This window comes from Streptomyces sp. NPDC054887, assembly GCF_053610585.1.
Map to the genome: position 1 here is coordinate 121,845 of NZ_JBSGYQ010000009.1, position 19,196 is coordinate 141,040.

Consider the following 19,196-nt stretch of genomic DNA (forward strand, 5'->3'; position numbering starts at 1 on the left):
GTGCGGGAGGGGCGTATGTGCAAAAGCCATGCCCCCCGGCATTACGGAATCGGGCTCGCGGAGCGTGGGGGCGAAGGTGTCCGCACGGCCTTACGGTGGCGAACCGTCAGGGCGCGGTGGCGCTGAGCAGCGGAAGCGGCATTCCTCGCTCCGGTTGTCGCCCGCCCATCGCGCGTGCCGAACCCTGTCGTACTCCTGACCCGCGAGTCAGCTGACGGTTGATCAGCAAACAATCATGGTGCCGCCACGCATCCCGGGAAGGGCCCCGCCCCGGGCCGAGCCCGCCGCCGCGCCGCCGGTCGGCCGCGAGGACCGTCGCGGGCCTGGCGGCGGTGGGCGCCAAGCGCTGCTGGTGGGCGCGCGTAGAGCGGCCGAAAGGTGCTCTTGTTGAGGTCTCAACCGAACCCCAGGATTCCTACCAGCCGGTTGTCAGGCTCATGACCGCTACGGATGGTCGGCCCGCACCGCGTACTGAAGGGCCCGCCCACCCAGCGGGCCCCTGGAATCCCCCACCGGAGGATGTAGTGAACTTCAAGCGCCTCTCTCCCCTCGGCGGCGTCACGAGACGTGCACGGCTGATCGCCGTCGCCTCGGCTCTGCTGACCGCGTCCGCGCTTGCCACCCCGATCGCCTCTGCCCAGTCCGGCGACGTACGGGCGTCCGCCGCCCAGCTCGCCAAGACGAGCGACGCGGTACTCGGCGCCGACGTGGCCGGTACGGCGTGGCACACGGACCAGGCGTCGGGCAAGCTCGTCGTCACGGCGGACACCACCGTCTCGGCCGCCGAGATAGCCAAGATCAAGAAGGCGGCCGGCGCGCAGGCCGGCAACCTGGAGATCAAGCGCACGCCCGGCAAGTTCAACAAGCTCATCGCGGGCGGCCAGGCCATCTACAGCGGCAGCGGTCGCTGCTCGCTCGGCTTCAACGTCCGCAGCGGCACGACGTACTACGCCCTCACGGCCGGCCACTGCACCGAGGGTGCGGGCACCTGGTACACGAACTCCGGCAGGACGACGGTGCTCGGCTCCACCGCCGGCACCAGCTTCCCGGGCAACGACTACGGCCTCATCCGCCACTCCAGCGCCTCCGCCGCCGACGGCCGGGTCTACCTCTACAACGGCTCGTACCGCGACATCACCGGCGCGGGCAACGCCTCCGTCGGCCAGTCGGTCCAGCGCAGCGGCAGCACCACGGGCCTGCGCGGCGGTACGGTCACCGGCCTCAACGCCACCGTCAACTACGGGGGCGGCGACATCGTCTCCGGCCTCATCCAGACGAACGTCTGCGCCGAACCGGGCGACAGCGGCGGCTCCCTGTTCGCGGGCAGCACGGCCCTGGGCCTGACCTCGGGCGGCAGCGGCAACTGCTCCTCGGGCGGCACGACGTTCTTCCAGCCGGTCACGGAGGCCCTGAGCGCCTACGGCGTCAGCGTCTTCTAACCGCCCGGAACGGCCCGGGGCCCGGCTCGGCGGAGCCCGGCACCGGGCCGCGAAACGGACGCCAGGGACGGGGACGCCCGGCCCTGGCGCCTGAGCCCGCGGGTCCCGACTGCCGACAGCCGGGCCCCGCTTGCGGGCAGCGGGGGCTGCGGGGGCGGGGCAGAGCGACCGGTTCCATGGAGCCGGTCGCTCTGCCGTGGCGTCCCGGTGCCTGAGTCGGGGTACAGCTGGACCCATCGGTGCATCGCACGACTGCGTACGCGCCAGCCCTGAGGCGGGGCTACGGCGTGCGCCAAGCCATGACACCAGGGCTGCGGCGCAAGACTGCATCGCCCGGCGCATGACCTCGGCGGGTGTCCTTCGCGAAGACCGCCGCGGCCGTGTGGGGCGCTTCGGTGGAGCCACCGCCTGCCGTGCGGCGCGTGGGCGGCGTACGGTCGAACGGGGGCGGCCCAGCCATCGGCCGACGGCATCGGACACACCCGCGTGCCGACGTACGCGTCAGGCCGCCGAGCTCCACCGGACGAGACACCGTTCCCGCCCCTCACGTACGTCTGCCCCGTACGACATTCCGTACGACACCCCGCGCGCGCCAGCGGCGCACCGCACACCCACGGTCGCGGGACGGCCTGAGCGCAGGGCCTAGGGCGGCGCGCTGGGCGCGTGACCGCCTGTCGTCGGTCACGCGCCCAGCCAATGGGGGAGTTGCCAGTCAGTACGTACGGACACTCCGGCACGTTCAACCGAACAGGCGGGCCTTCCGACGGCCCGGCCGCACACCGCCAACGAACGGGCAGGCGTACCCCCGCGCACGCGAGCGCCGCCGCCACCCCGGTACGAGGGACTTCCCACAGGCGGCGGCGGAAGGTCCCGCACCGCCGGCGCTCCCCGGGTTCGGTTCGTATCGGCCACGCGGGCGATCTCTCACGGCCCCTCACGGACCGGCACGCCGTAACTGACGGATCATCATGTTCTGCTGGGCATCCCAGTCCCTCTCACCCCGCGCCGCCTGAGCGCAACCCGGAGGAACCCCCATGCCCCGCATCCCACGTCTGGCCGGCATCGCCACGACCGCCGTCGCCCTCGCGGCACTCGCGGCGGCGCCCACCTCCGCCGAGGTCCCGACGCTGACGGACCCCCGTGTCGTCGAGCACCTCGACTTCGCCACAGGCCAGACGCCGGAGAACATCGCGCTGGAGCCTGACGGCTCGGCCAACGTGACGTTCGCCTTCGCCCGCCAGGTCGCCCGCCTCTCCCCCCACCACGAGCCGCGCGTCCTCGCGGAGCTGCCCGCGGTGGCGACCGCGAACACCCCCATCACCGAGAACCCGGTCGCCACCGGCATCGCGCGGGCCCACGACGGCACGCTGTACGTCAACTACGCCACCGGAACCGAGCTGACCGGCGTCTGGCGCATCAGCCCCAAGAACCACGCGGTCAAGCAGATCGCCTGCCTGCCGAAGAACGGCTTCCCGAACGGCCTGGCGCTCGACGAGCACCGCGGCGTGCTGTACGCGGCCGACTCGACCCGCGCCACTGTCTGGCGCGTCCCGACGAAGGTGAAGCCCGGCCACGGCTGCGCCAAGCCGAAGGCCTGGGCGACCGGGAGCAAGCTGGAGCGGTCCGCCGTGCCGACCGGATTGGTGGGCGCCAACGGCCTGCGGGTGCGCAACGGCGCCGTATGGGTGACCAACTTCGACAAGGGCCTGCTGCTGCGCATCCCCGTGCAGCGAAACGGGAACGCCGGCCGCATCCAGACGAAGGCCACCGGCCTCACGGGCATCGACGACTTCGCCTTCACCGGGCGGGGCGACACGGTCCTGGCCGCGCTGCTTTCCGACAGCGAGGTGGCACTCGTACGCCCCAACGGCACGCACAAGGTCGTACTGACGGCGCGCGCCGGCCTGTCGAACCCCACCTCAGTGGCGGTTCGCGGCAAGACGGTCTACGTAACGAGCGGCGCCTACTTCACGATGCAGAACCCCAACCTGCTCCTGGCCACCCTGAACAAGCACCACGCCTAGCCACTTCACCCACACCCACCGACCGGGCTGCCAGGCTGACGCACGCTCAGCCAGGCACCCGGTCGTGCGCTGCGCCAGGACGATCCGGAGCTACTAGATCTAGCTGAGGCGGAAGGAAGGCGCAGGTCACCCCCCCGCATCTCACCTTTCAAACAGTCGCGTGGTCTGGAACACGGGCAGCCTCGTTTTGTGCGCTGTCAATTCGCTCCATAACTGCGCTTCAATGCGGTTGGCAGCGCGCGTGAGCTACTGCCCTCGCTACATCATCCGGGCGTTCGTGCTCCCAGAAGCGCAGGACCGTCCACCCCTGCGCCTCCAGGTGCTTCGTCGTTTCGCGGTCGCGGGCCATGTTCTTGTCCAGCTTGGTGCGCCACCACTCGGCGTTGGACTTCGGTTGCGTCGCGTGCTGCGGGCAGCCGTGCCAGAAGCAGCCGTCGAGGAAGACCGCGATCTTGGCCGGGCCGAAGACGATGTCGATCGTGCGGCGGGGCATTCCGGGGACGGGAACGTTCACGCGGTAGCGCAGGCCGGCGGCGTGGAGGAGCTTGCGCACGGCGATCTCGGCGGCTGTGTCGCGTGAGCCCTGACGGCTCATGCGGGCCGAGACTGCGGCGGAGGACGGGATCGGATCAGGCACCAGCGCATTGTGCCGGCGGGGCTCCCCGCCGGCCGGATCGCGGGGAGCCTCAGGGTCGCCGGCGTTCATGTGCATGGCGCGAGGTCCAGAAAGCGTTGGTGGAGCGGGATGGTGTCATCGGAGGTCCGGGGCCCCGTGGCAGTCGCGGTAGGGGGTTGAAGAGCCGCACCAGCAGGGGGCGTTGCGGGCCGGGGGCCAGGAGGTGGCTCGGCCTCGGGCTGCCAGGGTGGTGGCGTACTGGGGGAGGAGGTCCGGGTCGGCGGGGGACGCTGATTCGGATGCGGCGAACGCCTCGTACGACGGGACCGTGCCCCGGACGATGCCGAGGTTCCGCGTGCCCGTCGAGGACAGGTCGCGCAGCGCCGACTCGATCGCGTTCAGGTGCGCCTCGGGGGTCGGGTAGTCCGTCGCCAGGGACGGGTACGCCGTCAGGAGTTCGCGCAGTTCGTCCTCCGGCCAGTGGAGCATCGCCACCGGGAAGGGGCGCGACAGCGCCGTGCGGTACGTGCCCAGTTCGGCGCGCAGGCGGGCGATCTCGGCCCGGAGCTCCACCGGGTTGTCCGAGCCCAGTGACCACAGCCGCTTCGGGTCGTGCAGTTCGTCGAGGGCGATGGGGCCGGCGTTCACCGTGTCCGCCGTCGCGTCCCACTCGTCGTGCGGCAGGCCCAGCATGCGGCGTACGCGGTGGCGGCCGGTGAGGAGTGAGTGAGACGTGTACGGGATCTCCTCCGACGGGTCGATGAGGAGGTTCAGCGCGGTCGTGAACGCGTCGTGGGCCGCGTGCAGTTCGTCGTGGGACTCCAGGGCCTCCGCGATGATCTCCCACGGCGCCGCCTCGCGCGGGGCCGCGGCGCGGATGCCGTCGATGATCGCGCGGGCCTCGGCCTCGTGGCCGTACTCCCACAGGTTGGCGGCCTTGAGGGCCTTGACCAGCGGCGGGTTGTCCGGCGTCCTCGCCAGGAGGTGGTCGTACAGGGTGGCCGCGCGGGCGCGGTCGCCGGCCAGCTCCAGGTGGGCCGCGGCCTGGAGGTACAGGGGCTCCTGGTCCTCGGGGTACTGGGCCGCGGTACGCAGCAGGCGCTCGGCTTCGGCGGTGTGATCGGCGTGATCGGCAGGCGTGTCGGGGCGCATGGTCCACACCGTACTGCTGTACGGGGTGCGGGCGAGAGTGTCCGGGGCGGCACGGGCCGAAGAGCGGTCGGTTCTCGTCGGGAACGCGGTGGGGCGCGCGCCGTGTCGTGCACGGTCGCGCGTGCGCCTGTGGGGGTGGGCGCGGGTGACGGGTGGCGAGGGGTTCGTCCGGTGGTCGGTTCTGGGGTGCGGGTTCGGTCGCGGCCTCTGCCGTACGCGGGGTGCGGTGGGGGAGGGGCGGTGTACGAGGCTCCGGTACGGGACGGTACGGGGCTGGTGACTTGGCGGGGGAGCCCCTATCGTGCGCGCCGTGCGGCAGCGGTGGGTGCGGCGGCGGACTCCGGTGGTGGTGCAGGGCGCCTCCCGGCGGCGCGCGGTGGCCGCGCGCGGACTGTGGGCGGGGGCGGAGGCCGCGGTGACGTTCGGTGTCGTCGTGCTGCTCCTGGTCATGCATCAGCTGTGGTGGACCAACCGGCAGGCCCGCGACGGCGCCGAACGGCAGGTGCGGGCGCTGGAACGCGAGTGGGCCGGGAAAGCGGGTCGAGAGGGCGGCGAGACGGCCGTCGATCCGCCCCAGGAGCGTCCGGGCGAGGTGCCCGAGGAGGTGTTTGAGGGAGCCGGTGGTGAGGTGGGTGGCGGGTCCGGTGCGGGCGGTTCCGGTCGGCCGTCGGCGCCGGTCACTGGGCGTACGCCGCCGGCTCCCCGGTGGGACCAGGCGTACGCCGTCCTCCGCATCCCCCGCCTGGGCGTCACCGCGCCCGTCGCGGAGGGCGTGAGCAAGGGCGGCGTACTCGACAAGGGGTACGTCGGCCACTACCCGCGGACCGCACAGCCCGGCCGGCCCGGGAACTTCGCGCTCGCGGGGCACCGCAACACCCACGGCGAACCGTTCCGCCACATCAACCGGCTGCGGCGCGGGGACGAGCTCAGGGTCGAGACCTGGGAGGCGGTCTTCACGTACGTCGTCGACAAGGGGCTGCCGCAGACCTCCCCCCGTGACAGCGGGGTGATCGCGAAGGTGCCGAGGAGCAATGTGCGGACGGACGTGGGGTACCGGGAGCCGGGCTATTACCTGACGCTGACCACTTGCACGCCCGAGTACACCTCCACGTATCGGTTGGTGGTGTGGGGGAAGCTGAGGTCGATGCGGCCGCGGTAAAGGTGGGGGCGGGGTTGGGCTGTCGCGGGCGGGTGCGGGCGGGTGCGGGCGGGCGTGGGCCGTGGTGGGCGGTGACGTCGGGGCGTTCCGGGGAACGGGTCTGCCGGGGCGGGACCTGGCTCGGGAGGAAGTCGGAAAGTGTGGCGGTCGCGGGAACTCGGGGGCCGCCTGGTGCGTCAGTCATATCGGACCGTGTGCCGCTCGGACGCGTGGTCTCGGCGGCCGCGTCACGTCGATGCGTCGCGGTGCGTGGTGCGGTGCTCGTTCTCGCCCCCGGCGGGCAAGGGCGAAGGAACGGGCAGCGAGTGTTGTCAGTGCCGGGCGCTAGCCTCGTGTACGAGTCGAGTCGGTGAGAGGAGGGGGACCATGATCAGGTGTTCGGCGCGGTTGTTGCGCTCGGTCGGACTTGTCCTCTTCCTGTTGACGGAAGTCCTCCTCATCGACAACGGCAGCTTCTCCGCAGCCGTCGCGCTCGCCGCCACCGCGGCGGCCGGCTCGGCCCTCACCGTGTGTGCGCTGCTGTCCGCGCGCTCCGTTCCCGCCGTGCCGCGCACGCGGGTGCGTACGGCGATACGGGACCGGGAGATACGCACCGCGTTCCTGCCCCAGCGTGATCCCGATGCCCGGGGGCGCACCAGGCCGCGTGCGCCGGGGCGTCGTCTCTCGACGACCACCGCGTAGGGGCTCAGCCCGCTCGACGAGGAGGAACGTGCCGCGCGGCGTAGGCCGCACGGTTCGCCCTGCTGCGTGAGGCGCTGGCACTTGCGGGGCAAGCGGATGCGACGGGCACCGGCGGCGGGGTATAGGCGCGACCGGCGTCCGCCCGCAGCGCGTCACGGGTGTTGTATGAGCAAGCAGTCGGCGTTACGTCCCACCTGGGGCAGGGCACTGCGCGCGCGAGGTGTGGGACGACGCGCTTGACCGGCGTTGTGGGCGCACGGGGTTTCGCGTGCGAGGCGGGCCTCCTGTGCCCCTTGGGTGTCACGTGAGCGACCTGTCTTGCACGTGCGACAGGTGTGTCGCGCGGCTGCCGATGTCGCTGCACGGTGGCGTCGGGCGAGCCTCCTGCACCTGGTCGGCCCGGCGCTGCGTAGGCGAGCAGCGTGCTTGCGCACGCGTGCGCCCGTGTACGTACCCGCCGGCCGGCCCCCTGCTCGCACCGCCGCCGGCGTGCTCCTCACGTAACGGCCTGCTGCCCGCATCGCGTGGTTCGTCACCTGCCGATCCGTCTTCTCTCCCGGCACGACGAGACCCTCGGAGGGCTCACCATGTCCGTATTCGCCAACCTGGTCGCACGCCTCGCGGAACTGCTCGAACCGTTCTTCCACGCCTCCGCCACGGCCGCCGCGATCGTTCTGTTCACCGCCTGCGTACGACTCGCCATCCATCCCCTGTCGCGGGCCACGGCCCGGGGGCAGAAAGCACGTACCAGGCTCGCGCCGCAGATAGCCGAGCTGCGCAAGAAGCACGGCAAGAACCCGGAGCGGCTCCAGAAGGCGATCCTGGAGCTGCACGCGGCGGAGAAGGTCTCGCCGCTGTCGGGCTGCCTGCCCAGCCTGTTCCAGCTGCCGGCGTTCTTCCTGATGTACCACCTCTTCTCCAGCACGCGGATCGGAGGCGAACCCAACCAGCTCCTCGGCCACACCCTCTTCGCGAACCCGCTCGGCGACCGCTGGACCGACGCGCTGGCGGACGGCGGGGTCCTCGGAGCGCAGGGACTGCTGTACGTGGCGCTGTTCGCGATCGTGGCGGCGGTGGCCACGTTCACGTACCGGCGCACCAAGCAGCAGATGGCGGCGTCGCCCGGCATGCCGGGCGCGGGACCGGACGGGATGGAGCTGCCGGGTGCCGGAGCGATGGGGGCGATGGGGGCGATGGCCAAGGTGATGCCGCTGATGTCCTTCGCGACGCTGATCACGGTGGCTGTGGTGCCGTTGGCCGCCGCGCTGTACGTGGTGACGAGCACGACGTGGAGCGCGGTCGAGCGGGCGTGGCTGTACCGGGACATTCCGGTCGGCGGCGGTGTCGTGGCTACCGCTCGGTAAGGGTCCAGTCCGTGAACGGGGTCTTGCGGACTGCACCTGCAACTTGGAGGATCAGCCAATCCTCCGATGGCCGCACCCATCGGCCGGGGCCGAACGCGACTCTCGACCAGAGGAGACTGACCATGAAGCTGCTGCGTGTAGGAACGGCGGGTGCCGAACGTCCGGCGCTGCTCGACCAGGACGGGACGCTGCGGGATCTGTCCGGTCTCGTCACCGACATCGACGGCGGCCTCCTCGCCGACGAGGCAGCACTGGCCAGGGTGCGCGAGGCGGCGGCGGCCGGCGAACTGCCGGTGATCGACGACGCTGCGGGGACGCTGCGCATCGGGCCGCCGCTCGGCCGTATCGGCAAGATCGTGTGTATCGGCCTGAACTACCACGACCACGCGGCCGAGACCGGTGCGCCGATCCCGCCGGAGCCGATCATCTTCTTCAAGGCTCCGGACACGGTGGTCGGCCCCGACGACACGGTCCTCGTACCGCGCGGCAGCGTGAAGACCGACTGGGAGGTCGAGCTGGCCGTGGTGATCGGCCGAACCGCGCGTTACCTCGAAACGGCCGAGGACGGCCTCGCGCATGTCGCGGGGTACGCCGTCGCGCACGACGTCTCGGAGCGCGAGTGGCAGATCGAGCGCGGCGGCACCTGGGACAAGGGCAAGAACTGCGAGACGTTCAACCCACTCGGCCCGTGGCTGGTGACGGCGGACGAGATACCGGACCCGCAGGCGCTGGGTCTGAAGCTGTGGGTGAACGGCGAGCTGAAGCAGAACGGCTCGACGGCCGACCAGATCTTCGCGGTGGGGGAGGTCGTGCGGTACGTCAGCCAGTTCATGACGCTGTACCCCGGTGACGTGATCAACACGGGTACGCCGGCGGGTGTGGCCATGGGCCAGGCGGAGCCGAAGCCGTACCTGCGGTCCGGGGACGTCGTCGAACTCGAGGTGGAGGGCCTGGGCCGTCAGCGCCAGGAGCTGAAGGCCGCGTAGGCGCGGTGGGGAGCGGGGCGGCCGCCGCAGCGGGGCGACCGCCGGGAGGGGCGGCGGGGACACCGGTTCCGTGCGCCTGGAACGGCGAGGTGGCCCCCGAGGCAGGTGTGTGGCCAGCCTCGGAGTGCCCCGCATCGCGCCGACGGTGAGCTGCCCCGTGGGTGCTGCGGGCGGCGGGGAGAGGTTTCGCCGCGCCCGCCCCCCACGGCGGAGCCGCCTCGGAGGAAGGCGGCCGGCCCCGCCGCGCACCGCCCGACCGGAGCGGCTGCCCGCCAGAGCGGCGGGGGTGTGAGCTTCGTTGGCCAGGCCCCGGCCCCGATGGTGGAGCGGCCCGAGGGAGTGGCCCGATTCGGCGCGTCCCGCACCCCCGGACGGTGAGTGGCCTGCAAGTAGTGCGGGGCGGGAAACGAGCTCCCGTGCGCCCCGCACCGTCGCGGCCCCCCGGACGGTCGGTGGCCGCCGGGCAGGGCGGCGCGGACAACCAGCCTCGTAGTGCCCCCGCACCGCCCCCGACAGTGAACCAACCGGCGGAGGAGGCCGGCGGGAAGCCCCGACGCCCCGGGGGCGACCCCCGGAATGCCGAAGGCGGGGCGCCCCCTGGGCTGCCCCGCCCGGCCACGCCGTAGCCCGCCCGGCCACGCCGTAGCCCGCTCGGCCACGCCGTCGCCTGCCCCAGCACGCCGTCCCCGTCCCGGCAGCGGCGAGCCCGCCCGGCCACGCCGTCGTCCACCCGGCTACGCCGTCGCCTGCCCGAGCACGCCGTCCCCGTCCCGGCAGCGGCCTAGGACATGAAGCGCTCCAGTGCCTCGATCACCATCGCGTGGTCTTCGGCCTGGGGGAGGCCCGAGACCGTGACCGTGCCGATCACGCCCGCGCCACGTACCGCGATCGGGAACGATCCGCCGTGGGCCGCGTACACGTCCGGATCCAGGCGTGACGAGTCCTCGAACGTCGTGCCCTTGGCGCGAAAGCGCGTGCCGACCCGGTACGAGCTCTCCGCGTACCGCTCCACGACCCGGCGCTTGCGGTCGATCCACGCGTCGTTGTCCGCACTCGACCCCGGGAGCGCGCAGTGGAAGAGCTGCTGTGCCCCGCGCCGGATGTCGATCGCCACGGGGGCTTCGCGCTCGCGGGCGAGGCCCACCAGGAGCCCGCCGAGTACCCACGCGTCGTCGTGGGTGAAGCGGGGGAGGACCAACCGTTCCTCCTGGGCGGCCAGTTCGGCGAGCAGCTCGGAGTGCGAGCCGGCGGACGAAGTGGCCCCGGAGGAGGAACCGGCGGGCGAAGTGGCTTCGACGGAGGAGGCGGAAGCGGGGGTCGGGCCTGTCGACGTCATCGCCGTACCTCCACCGTCACGCCGTCGCGGGCCGAGCGCCGCGCCGCCTCCAGTACGTCCAGCGCCGCCGCCGCCTGCGCGGCGGTGACCGGCGGGGCCGTGCCCGCGCGTACGGCGGCGGCGACGGCCGCGTAGTACGCCGGGTAGTCGCCCGGCAGCGTCGGGACCGGGCTGCCGCCGCCCGTCACCGGGGACTCTCCCGCGCCGATCCGGCCCCACGCCGACTCCGGCTCCTCGCCCCAGGTCTCGTCCGCCGTGGGCCGCCTGCCCTCGCGCAGCGAGCCCTCCTGCGGATCGAGCCCGTACTTCACATAGCCCGCCTTCGAGCCGAGCACGCGGAAGCGCGGGCCGAGCTGGGCGGTGGTGGCGCTGACGTACAGGTGGGAGCGGACGCCGTTCTCGTGGGTGATCGCGATGAACGTGTCGTCGTCCGCCGCCGCGCCCGGCCGGCGTACGTCGGACTCGGCGTACACCCGGACCGCCGGGCCGAAGAGCACCAGCGCCTGGTCGACGACGTGGCTGCCCAGGTCGTACAGCAGCCCGCCGATCTCCGCCGGGTCGCCCGACTCGCGCCAGCCGCCCTTGATCTGCGGACGCCACCGCTCGAAGCGTGACTCGAAGCGCTGTACGTCGCCCAGTTCACCGGAGGCGATCAGCTGCTGGAGAGTGAGGAAGTCGTTGTCCCAGCGGCGGTTCTGGAAGACGGAGAGCAACAGGCCCCGCTCCTCCGCCAGCGCCGCGAGGGCGTGGGCCTCGGCGGCGGTACCGGCCACCGGCTTGTCGACGACGACGGGCAGCCCCGCCTCGAGGGCGGCTGTCGCGAGCGGGACGTGGGTCTTGTTCGGGGACGCGATCACGATCAGGTCCAGTGCGTCCGCGCGCGCCCACAGCTCGTCGGACGAGGCCGCGACCCGGACGCCGGGGTGCTCGGCGCGGGCCTGGTCCTGCCGCTCCGGGTTCGAGGTGACGACCGTGTCGAGGACCAGGTCCTCGGTCGCGGCGATGAGCGGGGCGTGGAAGACGGAGCCCGCGAGGCCGTAGCCCACGAGTCCGACGCGCAGGGGGGCGCGGGTGTCGGTGCCAGTCATGACCCCACTTAAACAACGCTGTTGCCAAAGTGCAAGCGCAGTGGACAATGGGTCCGTGAACAGGAGCTATACGGGTGCGAACCTGCCGACGCTGCGCAGCCACAACGCCGCGCTGGTCCTCGACCTGCTGCGCACGGCCGGCGAGGCGGGCATCAGCCGCCTGGAGCTCGCCGACGGGACGGGCCTCACGCCGCAGGCCGTCAGCAAGATCACCGCGCGGCTGCGGGCGGAGGGCCTGGTGGCCGAGGCCGGCCGCCGGCCTTCGACGGGCGGCAAGCCGCGGACGGTGCTGCGGCTGGTCCCCGACGCCGGGTACGCGGTCGGGCTGCACCTGGACCGCGACGAGCTGACCGGAGTCCTGGTGGATCTGGCGGGCACGACGGTCGCCGAGCGGAGATCACCGCTCGACCTGGGGGCGGGCGCGGAGGCGGTGCTGGAGGCGGCGACCCGCGAGGTCGCCGCGCTCACCCCGTCCCGGGCGGGGCAGACCATGCTCGGGGTCGGGGTCGCCGCGCCCGGGCCGCTGGACCACGGGCGCGGGGTGCTGCACCGGGTCACCGGGTTTCCGCAGTGGGACGGGTTCGCGCTGCGGGACGTGCTGAGCGAACGGCTCGGACTGCCCGTGGTGGTGGACAAGGACACGAACGCCGCCGCGCTCGGGCTCGCCCTGCGCGCCCGCCCCGGCGGCGGGTCCTTCGCGTACCTCCACCTCGGTACGGGCCTGGGGTGCGGACTCGTCCTCGGCGGAGGGCTGTACCGCGGGGCGCGCACCGGGGCGGGCGAGTTCGGGCACCAGACGCTCCAACTCGACGGACCGTCCTGCTCCTGCGGCGGGCGCGGCTGCGTCGAGGCGCTGTGCCTGGCCGCCGTCGCCCGTGGTGACGTCACGGAGGCCGCGCGGGTGCTCGGGACCGGGGCGGCCAACCTCGTCGGACTGCTCGACATCGACCGGGTGCTGCTCGGCGGCCGGGTCGTCGCCGCGCACGAGGACGTGTTCGTACGGGGCGTGGCGGCGGTGCTGGCCGAACTCGCCCGCCGCGAGGGCAGCGGGCCCGCCGTACCGGTGGCCGCCGCGGGGGGCGGCGGGCGCGCCGTCGCCGACGGTGCGGCGCAGCTCCTGCTCGCACCGGTCTTCGGGCATGCGGACGTCGCGTTCCCCGGCGCGGCGAGCGGGCCCGGCGGCGTCGCCGGAGAGGACGGCGGTGGGCCGTTGGAGGGATTCGCCGAAGTCATATGAACGTACCGGGGCGTGGCGTACGAGGGACCTTCGCGCGGGGGTGGCAGCGTCGCGGGCGATGACCGGGTGACCCGACCTGCAAAGGCTCCTCATGCGATTGCGCAGTGCCCTCGCCCTCGGAGTCGCGGCTGCCGCCCTCGCCGCACCGGCGGCCGCCGCCACCCCGCCGACCGCGCACGCCGCTTCCCCCCAACACGCCGACACACGACCGGCGGACCACGCGGGGCCCCCGCGCGCCGACCGGCGACGGATGGAGTACGCGGGGCCCGTACGCGCCGGCCTGCGCCTGGCGGAGTACGCCGGGTCCCCGCGCGCCGACCGGCGATCGGCGGATCACGCGGCGCCCTTCCGCGCCGGCCGGCCGTTCCAGGACGCGGCGCACGTCGCGCGTCCGCGCGCCGACGACGAATCGGCCGAGTACGCCGAGCCCCTGCGGGTCGCCCCCGATCTGCGGCTCACCTGCGGCGACGCCGACTCCCCGGAGTTCCCGATCACCACCCGCCTGCGCGGTGGACCCGACACCTACCGGGCGGGCGGGGCGGCCGGTGAGTGGTCGCTGGAGCTGACCAACACCACGCGCGGCACCTGCCGCAACATCCATCCGGTCGTCGTCCTCATGGACGGTGACCGGGAGCTCGCCTCCGAGCAGGTGGAGTTGCGGTTCCGGGACAGCTCCGGGCGGTGGATCGACGTGCCCTTCGAGACCACCGACGAGGACGAGCACATCGGCGTCTTCGACGGCGGTTTCCCCGGTTTCACCATCGCCGCCGACCGGACCGTCACCGTCAAGGTGCGGCTCGCCTTCGACGCCGGCGCCGCCCCCGCCCGCGCCCTCCTCAACGCGGCCGTAGTGCAGCGGCAGCCCGCCGACGGCGAGTGGGTCGGCGCGTCGAACGACTACCGCTTCACCGTCGCGAGCCGCGACCCGGACCGCGAGGCCGAAGCCGAGACCGAACCGGAGCCCGACCCCGGCCGCTCCCGCGCACCCGGCCGGGTCCCCGACGCCAGCCCGGAACCCGACGCCACGCCCGGACCCGGAACCGGCGACGACGGTACGCCGCTCGTCCGTGAACACCCGCACTCCCTGGCCATGACGGGCCGCGGCCCCGGCCCGCTCCTCGCCCTCGGGGCCACCGCCGGCGCGCTGCTGCTCGCGGGCGTGGCCCTGATGACGGCGGCCCGGCGCCGCTACGGGTCCCCGGCGCTCGTGCGGGGCCCGCTCCGGAGGCCGCGATGGACATCGCACCCGGGGCCGGACCGGAGGCCGCACAGGGGCCGCACCGGACGTCGCACCAGGCCCCGCACATGACCCGCCCGCACCCACAGCCCCGGTGGCCCCGGTGAGCGCCCGTGGCTGACCGCCCGCCCGCCGGCGCCGGGCACGGCCGGACCGTCGTCCCGCGGGTGCCGATGAGGCCACGGCGCCGCGACGAGCCGCACCGGGCCGCGACCCCGCTGGAGCTGCTCTTCGACCTGTGCTTCGTCGTGGCCGTGGCACAGGCGGGAGCGCGGCTGGTGCACGCGGTGGCCGAGGGCGACCCCGGGCACGGTGTCACCGGGTACTGCTTCGTCTTCTTCGCCATCTTCTGGGCCTGGGTCAACTTCACCTGGTTCGCGTCCGCCTACGACTGCGACGACGTTCCGTACCGGATCGCCACGCTGGTGCAGATGGCGGGCGTACTCGTCCTCGCCGCCGGGGTCCCGCGCGCCTTCGACCAGGCCGACTACGGGATCGCCGTCCTCGGCTACCTGATCATGCGGGTCGCGCTCACGCTCCAGTGGCTGCGGGCCGCGCACGGGGAGAGCGGACCGGCGCGCGTGGCCGCGCTGCGCTTCGCCGCCGGCCTGGTGGTGGTGCAGGTGGGCTGGGTGGTGCTGCTGTGGCTGCCCGCCGACCTCTGGACGTGGGGATTCCTGGTCCTGGTGGTGGCCGAACTCGCCGTTCCTGTCTACGCCGAGAGCCGTCACGAGACGAGCTGGCATCCGCACCACATCGCGGAGCGCTACGGCCTGTTCACCATCATCGTGCTCGGCGAGACCATCGCCGCCGCCACGGTGGCCGTGCAGTCGGCCCTCGACGAGTCGGCGGCGCTCGACGAGCTGCTGCCGATCGCCGCGGGCGGACTGGTCATCGTGTTCGCCGCCTTCTGGATCTACTTCGCGGTGCCGATCCACGCGCACCTGCGCTCCAACCGGCAGGCGTTCGTCTGGGGGTACGGGCACTACGTGATCTTCGGCTCGGCCGCGGCGATCGGCGCGGGCATCGAGGTGGCGGTCGAGCAGGCCACGCACCACGCCCACATCTCCACCCTCGCGGCCTCGTTCGCCGTCACGCTGCCCACCGCCCTGTTCATGGTGGCGGTGTGGCTGCTGCACGCCCGCCACTTCAAGCGCGGCGCCGCCCAGAACCTCGTCCTTCCGGCAGGAGCGCTGCTGGTCGTGCCGGCGAGCTTCGCCGGGCACTGGGCCGTGCCGCTGACCGGTCTGATCGCCGCCTGCACGGTGGCCGCGGGGACGTTTCTCCTCGTGCGGGAGGCGGCGACCGCAGGTACCGGCTCCGGTACCGGGTGATCGGCGGGGTCGGGATCACGCCGGCCTGATTAGGCTGGGGGCGCCCGGACGGCGTGGTCCGGGCGCCCCCAGCGTATTTTTTGGCGTACGGCAGGAGTCCGGCACATGGCAGAGCGCAAGCCGATCGAATCATGGCTCACCGACATGGACGGCGTCCTCATCCACGAGGGCACGCCCATCCCCGGCGCCGACGCCTTCATCAAGCGGCTCCGCGAGTCCGGCAGGCCCTTCCTGGTGCTGACGAACAACTCGATCTACACCGCCCGCGACCTGCACGCCCGGCTCTTCCGCATGGGCCTCGACGTGCCGGTGGAGAACATCTGGACCTCGGCACTCGCCACCGCCCGGTTCCTCGACGACCAGCGGCCCGGCGGCACGGCGTACGTCATCGGCGAGGCGGGCCTGACCACCGCGCTGCACGACATCGGCTACGTCCTGACCGACCACGACCCCGACTACGTGGTCCTGGGCGAGACGCGCACGTACAGCTTCGAGGCGCTCACCAAGGCCATCCGGCTCATCAACGCGGGCGCCCGCTTCATCTGCACCAACCCCGACGAGACCGGCCCCAGCAGGGAGGGGCCGCTGCCCGCCACCGGAGCCGTCGCCGCGCTGATCACCAAGGCGACCGGCAAGGACCCGTACTTCGCGGGCAAGCCGAACCCACTGATGATGCGCACGGGGCTGAACGCGATCGGCGCGCACTCCGAGACCAGCGCGATGATCGGCGACCGGATGGACACCGATGTGCTCGCCGGCCTGGAGGCGGGCATGGAGACGTTCCTGGTGCTGACCGGTCTGACCGGTCCGGCGGACGTCGACCGCTACCCGTTCCGCCCCTCGACGATCGTCGACTCCATCGCGGACCTCGTCGACCGCGTCTGACCGGCCGCCCCTCACCGCGGGCGGATCAGCGGCTCGTACCGCTCGAACCGCGGATGCCCCGAGGGGACCCGCACGGCTCTCACCGCAGAGGGCTCCAGGGGCCCGTCCGGCCCAAGGCAGGGCCCCTGGAGATGCGGAAACGGCCCGTACCGGTGAATCTTCCTAGTACAGGAGGTTCACTATGCGTTCGATACAGCTTGCTCTGTGTGCAGGCGTGGCGGCTGCGGCGGTCATGGCGCCCGCGGCCGCCGCACACGCCGCCCCCGCCGGCGAAGACGCCGAGGGGCGGGTCCACGTCACCCCCTCCACCATCGCCGCGGGCGGCGAGGTGGATCTGCGGGTCGACGTGTGCCGGGGCAGACACGCCACCGGTACGTCCGACGCCTTCGCCTCGCCCGCGCACTTCAGCCCCGCGGCGGACCGGGGCGACCTGTTCGCCGAGGCCCGCGTCCGGTCGGACGCCGAGGCCGGCGACTACGACATCTGGGTCAGGTGCAAGGACGGCGGGCGGGCCACCGGCACCGTCACGGTGGTCCACCACCACAACCCCACGCACCACCCGACCCACCATGAAACCCCGATCGCGCCCGTCCACGCGGGCGGCGGCGGCACGGCCGAGGTGGCCGCGGCCGACGAGGGCGGTCCGGGCACGCCGCACACCGTGATCGGTCTCGTGCTCGCGGGCGTCGCCGCGGTGGCCGTGGCGTACCGGAGCGTGCGCCGTCGTCGCACGGACTCGGACTGACATGTCCGCCGAGGACCGCCCGGCCGGTGGCGGCGGGCGGCTGCTGACCGGCGTCGCGTGGGCCGTGCTGCTGCTCGGGCTCTGGCTGTGGGGCCGGGACGTGACCGAGGGGCCCGGCGGCAGTTCGGCGCCCACCACCGGAGACGTGGCCGCGGTCGGCCGGCCGCTGGGGGCGCCGCTGCCGCCCGCGCACGCGCCCGTCGAGGGCGCGTCGCCGAAGAGTGTCGCCGTGCCCTCCATCGGGGTCTCGGCCCCGGTCGTGCCGAGAGGGCTCGACGCGTCCGGCGCCGTCGATCCGCCGCCGTACCACCAGCCGTCGAAGGTCGGCTGGTACGAGGACGGAACGCTGCCCGGCGCCGCGGGAGTCGCCCTGCTCGTCGGCCATGTCGACACCGAGAGCAAACCGGCCGTCTTCTACGGTCTGAGCGCCGCCCGCCCGGGCGAGAAGGTCCGGGTCGCGGGGGCCGGTGGCCGGAGCCTGGAGTTCACCATCGACGACATCCAGGTCTTCACCCGCGAACGCTTCGACCCGCAGAAGGTGTACGGCCCCCGCCACGGCGACCGGGCGGAACTGCGCCTGATCACCTGCGGGGGCACGTACGACAAGAAGGCCCGCACCTACACGGCCAACGTCGTGGTGTCGGCCTACCTCACCGGTACGGGCAAGGGCTGACCGGCCGCCGCTACGCCGCCACCGGAGCGGCCGCCGGAGCCGTGCGTCCGGCGGCCCGCAGGCCCAGCGCACCGAAGACCCCGGCGAACACGGCCCACAGGACCGCGTGCGAGGCCAGCGACAGCATCCGGAAGTCCCACAGCAGCGTCGCCGCCACCGGGACCTCGTCCGGGTTGCCCGGCAGGGCGAAGAGCACCGCGAGCGTGGCGACCGCCGTGACGGCCACCGCGACTTGGCGCACCGGCAGGGACCGGTCGGCGAGGCGTACGTACAGCTGCCACGCCAGCACCATGCCGAGGACGCCGATCACGACGGCGGCCAGCCACAGGGCCTGGCGGTCCGTGACGGTGCCGGAGTCGCCGACGCCAGGCGGGTTGGCGGGATAGCGCAGTCCCGGCAGCAGCGAGACCGCCGTGAAGGCGGCCGCGCCGAAGGCCAGGGCGCGCGGCCACGGCCGCTCGCCCAGACCCGTCCGGCGGTGCACCAGCGCGTACGCGAGGGTGAACAGGACGCCCAGCGCGAGACCCATGACGACCGCCGTGACGACGAGTCCGAGGTGCTGGGTGGAACGCGAGAACAGCTCTTCGTGGTGCTGCACGGCCGTGGCGGCCGTGCCGTGCGCGTGCTCCCCGGCGGACCGTGCCTCCTCCAGGCGGATGGCACGGTCCATCAGGGGCTCGGCCAGCAGGAGCGAGAAGAGACCGGCGGTGAGACCGGCCGCCCCGCCCGCCGCGAGACCGCGCCCGAGCAGGGGCAGTAGGGGGGTCGACATGGTACTGACGGCCCCGATCAGTGGCAGGGGGCACCGAAGAGGTGCCGGCCGTCGTGCGCGAACTCGTGCAGGTAGTCGCCGGTCGCGGAGACGACCGTGCCGTTGTCCATGAAGACCGCGTAGAGCGCGACCACGGCGATGATCGCGGCGGCGGCCATGATCAGCCAGTCGCGGGTGGTGGTCGTGGCGGACGCGACCGCCGCGGTGTCGGTGTGCTGCGCAGTGTGCAGTGACATACCGGTGTGCCTCCTTCTGGGGTTTCCACGCCCCAAATCAGGAGGACGACGGGTCAGTTCCTGACTTCCGTACGGGCGGCCTTCCGGCTCTCGTACGGTCACAGTGGCGGGACCGTCCCGGGCTTGCACCGGGTTCCTGTCCACCGTCGCCTCGATGTGTGTGGAGTTGTCCTCACGGAGAGTCCCAGCCCGGCTGAGCACTGTCAACAGGCCGTCGCCCGCCCGCCCCCGG

The 19,196-nt window shown here is 73.1% G+C and carries 18 protein-coding genes and 1 riboswitch; of the genes, 12 read left to right on the plus strand and 6 right to left on the minus strand.

Annotated elements, in window-relative coordinates:
* The first annotated feature begins 524 nt into the window (after positions 1–524).
* Together ACWGH0_RS07685 and ACWGH0_RS07690 are read left to right on the plus strand one after the other, a co-directional pair.
* Positions 525–1,439, plus strand: coding sequence for a S1 family peptidase (locus ACWGH0_RS07685; RefSeq protein WP_453403233.1), 915 nt, complete (start codon positions 525–527; stop codon positions 1,437–1,439).
* Between the two features lie 1,034 nt (positions 1,440–2,473).
* Entirely contained in the window at positions 2,474–3,463 is a 990-nt protein-coding gene (locus ACWGH0_RS07690; RefSeq protein ID WP_453403234.1) for a hypothetical protein, read from the plus strand.
* A gap of 220 nt (positions 3,464–3,683) precedes the next feature.
* Here ACWGH0_RS07690 and ACWGH0_RS07695 read toward each other — a convergent pair whose 3' ends face one another.
* Both ACWGH0_RS07695 and ACWGH0_RS07700 read right to left on the minus strand, forming a co-directional pair.
* Positions 3,684–4,058, minus strand: coding sequence for a very short patch repair endonuclease (locus ACWGH0_RS07695; protein WP_453403270.1), 375 nt, complete (start codon positions 4,056–4,058; stop codon positions 3,684–3,686).
* A 156-nt stretch (positions 4,059–4,214) separates the two neighbouring features.
* Positions 4,215–5,231 carry an SEC-C metal-binding domain-containing protein gene (locus tag ACWGH0_RS07700; protein WP_453403235.1) on the minus strand — a complete coding sequence of 339 codons (1,017 nt, stop codon included), beginning with the start codon at positions 5,229–5,231 and terminating at the stop codon, positions 4,215–4,217.
* Positions 5,232–5,532: 301 nt separating this feature from the next.
* Here ACWGH0_RS07700 and ACWGH0_RS07705 point away from each other — a divergent pair, with 301 nt between their 5' ends.
* The 4 genes from ACWGH0_RS07705 (at position 5,533) to ACWGH0_RS07720 (ending at position 9,421) form a co-directional block, all read left to right on the plus strand.
* A complete protein-coding gene (locus tag ACWGH0_RS07705) occupies positions 5,533–6,390 on the plus strand; it encodes a class E sortase (RefSeq protein WP_453403236.1) in 858 nt (285 codons plus the stop codon).
* Between the two features lie 366 nt (positions 6,391–6,756).
* Positions 6,757–7,071, plus strand: coding sequence for a DUF6412 domain-containing protein (locus ACWGH0_RS07710; RefSeq protein WP_453403237.1), 315 nt, complete (start codon positions 6,757–6,759; stop codon positions 7,069–7,071).
* 587 nt (positions 7,072–7,658) lie between these two features.
* Positions 7,659–8,435 (plus strand): YidC/Oxa1 family membrane protein insertase, encoded by a 777-nt coding sequence (locus ACWGH0_RS07715; RefSeq protein ID WP_453403238.1) that lies wholly within the window; start codon positions 7,659–7,661, stop codon positions 8,433–8,435.
* Between the two features lie 122 nt (positions 8,436–8,557).
* Positions 8,558–9,421 (plus strand): fumarylacetoacetate hydrolase family protein, encoded by an 864-nt coding sequence (locus tag ACWGH0_RS07720; RefSeq protein ID WP_453403239.1) that lies wholly within the window; start codon positions 8,558–8,560, stop codon positions 9,419–9,421.
* A 781-nt stretch (positions 9,422–10,202) separates the two neighbouring features.
* Here the strand turns inward: ACWGH0_RS07720 and ACWGH0_RS07725 are convergent.
* Together ACWGH0_RS07725 and ACWGH0_RS07730 are read right to left on the minus strand one after the other, a co-directional pair.
* Entirely contained in the window at positions 10,203–10,757 is a 555-nt protein-coding gene (locus tag ACWGH0_RS07725; RefSeq protein ID WP_453403240.1) for a heme-degrading domain-containing protein, read from the minus strand.
* On the minus strand, positions 10,754–11,845 hold the full coding sequence (locus ACWGH0_RS07730) for a Gfo/Idh/MocA family oxidoreductase (protein WP_453403241.1): 1,092 nt from the start codon (positions 11,843–11,845) through the stop codon (positions 10,754–10,756). The genes ACWGH0_RS07725 and ACWGH0_RS07730 overlap by 4 nt, the downstream gene beginning before the upstream one ends.
* 55 nt (positions 11,846–11,900) lie before the next feature.
* On the opposite strand from ACWGH0_RS07730, the gene ACWGH0_RS07735 reads away from it, so the two are divergent.
* The 6 genes from ACWGH0_RS07735 to ACWGH0_RS07760 all read left to right on the plus strand — a co-directional run bounded on the left by ACWGH0_RS07735 (position 11,901) and on the right by ACWGH0_RS07760 (position 17,956).
* Positions 11,901–13,082 (plus strand): ROK family transcriptional regulator, encoded by a 1,182-nt coding sequence (locus tag ACWGH0_RS07735; RefSeq protein WP_453403242.1) that lies wholly within the window; start codon positions 11,901–11,903, stop codon positions 13,080–13,082.
* Positions 13,083–13,173: 91 nt separating this feature from the next.
* A complete protein-coding gene (locus ACWGH0_RS07740; RefSeq protein ID WP_453403243.1) occupies positions 13,174–14,391 on the plus strand; it encodes a hypothetical protein in 1,218 nt (405 codons plus the stop codon).
* 101 nt (positions 14,392–14,492) lie between these two features.
* Positions 14,493–15,653, plus strand: a complete 1,161-nt coding sequence (locus ACWGH0_RS07745; protein WP_453403271.1) for a low temperature requirement protein A — start codon at positions 14,493–14,495, stop codon at positions 15,651–15,653.
* Between the two features lie 105 nt (positions 15,654–15,758).
* Positions 15,759–16,538, plus strand: coding sequence for an HAD-IIA family hydrolase (locus ACWGH0_RS07750; protein ID WP_344497671.1), 780 nt, complete (start codon positions 15,759–15,761; stop codon positions 16,536–16,538).
* A gap of 181 nt (positions 16,539–16,719) precedes the next feature.
* Entirely contained in the window at positions 16,720–17,283 is a 564-nt protein-coding gene (locus tag ACWGH0_RS07755) for a hypothetical protein (RefSeq protein ID WP_453403244.1), read from the plus strand.
* Position 17,284: 1 nt separating this feature from the next.
* Positions 17,285–17,956 (plus strand): class F sortase, encoded by a 672-nt coding sequence (locus ACWGH0_RS07760; protein ID WP_453403245.1) that lies wholly within the window; start codon positions 17,285–17,287, stop codon positions 17,954–17,956.
* A 10-nt stretch (positions 17,957–17,966) separates the two neighbouring features.
* Here the strand turns inward: ACWGH0_RS07760 and ACWGH0_RS07765 are convergent, their stop codons facing one another.
* Together ACWGH0_RS07765 and ACWGH0_RS07770 are read right to left on the minus strand one after the other, a co-directional pair.
* On the minus strand, positions 17,967–18,728 hold the full coding sequence (locus tag ACWGH0_RS07765) for a CbtA family protein (RefSeq protein WP_453403246.1): 762 nt from the start codon (positions 18,726–18,728) through the stop codon (positions 17,967–17,969).
* Between the two features lie 17 nt (positions 18,729–18,745).
* Complete coding sequence (locus ACWGH0_RS07770; RefSeq protein WP_453403247.1) at positions 18,746–18,964, minus strand: CbtB domain-containing protein; 219 nt, start codon at positions 18,962–18,964, stop codon at positions 18,746–18,748.
* Positions 18,965–18,998: 34 nt separating this feature from the next.
* A riboswitch (cobalamin riboswitch) is annotated at positions 18,999–19,168 on the minus strand.
* Positions 19,169–19,196 lie beyond the last annotated feature (28 nt).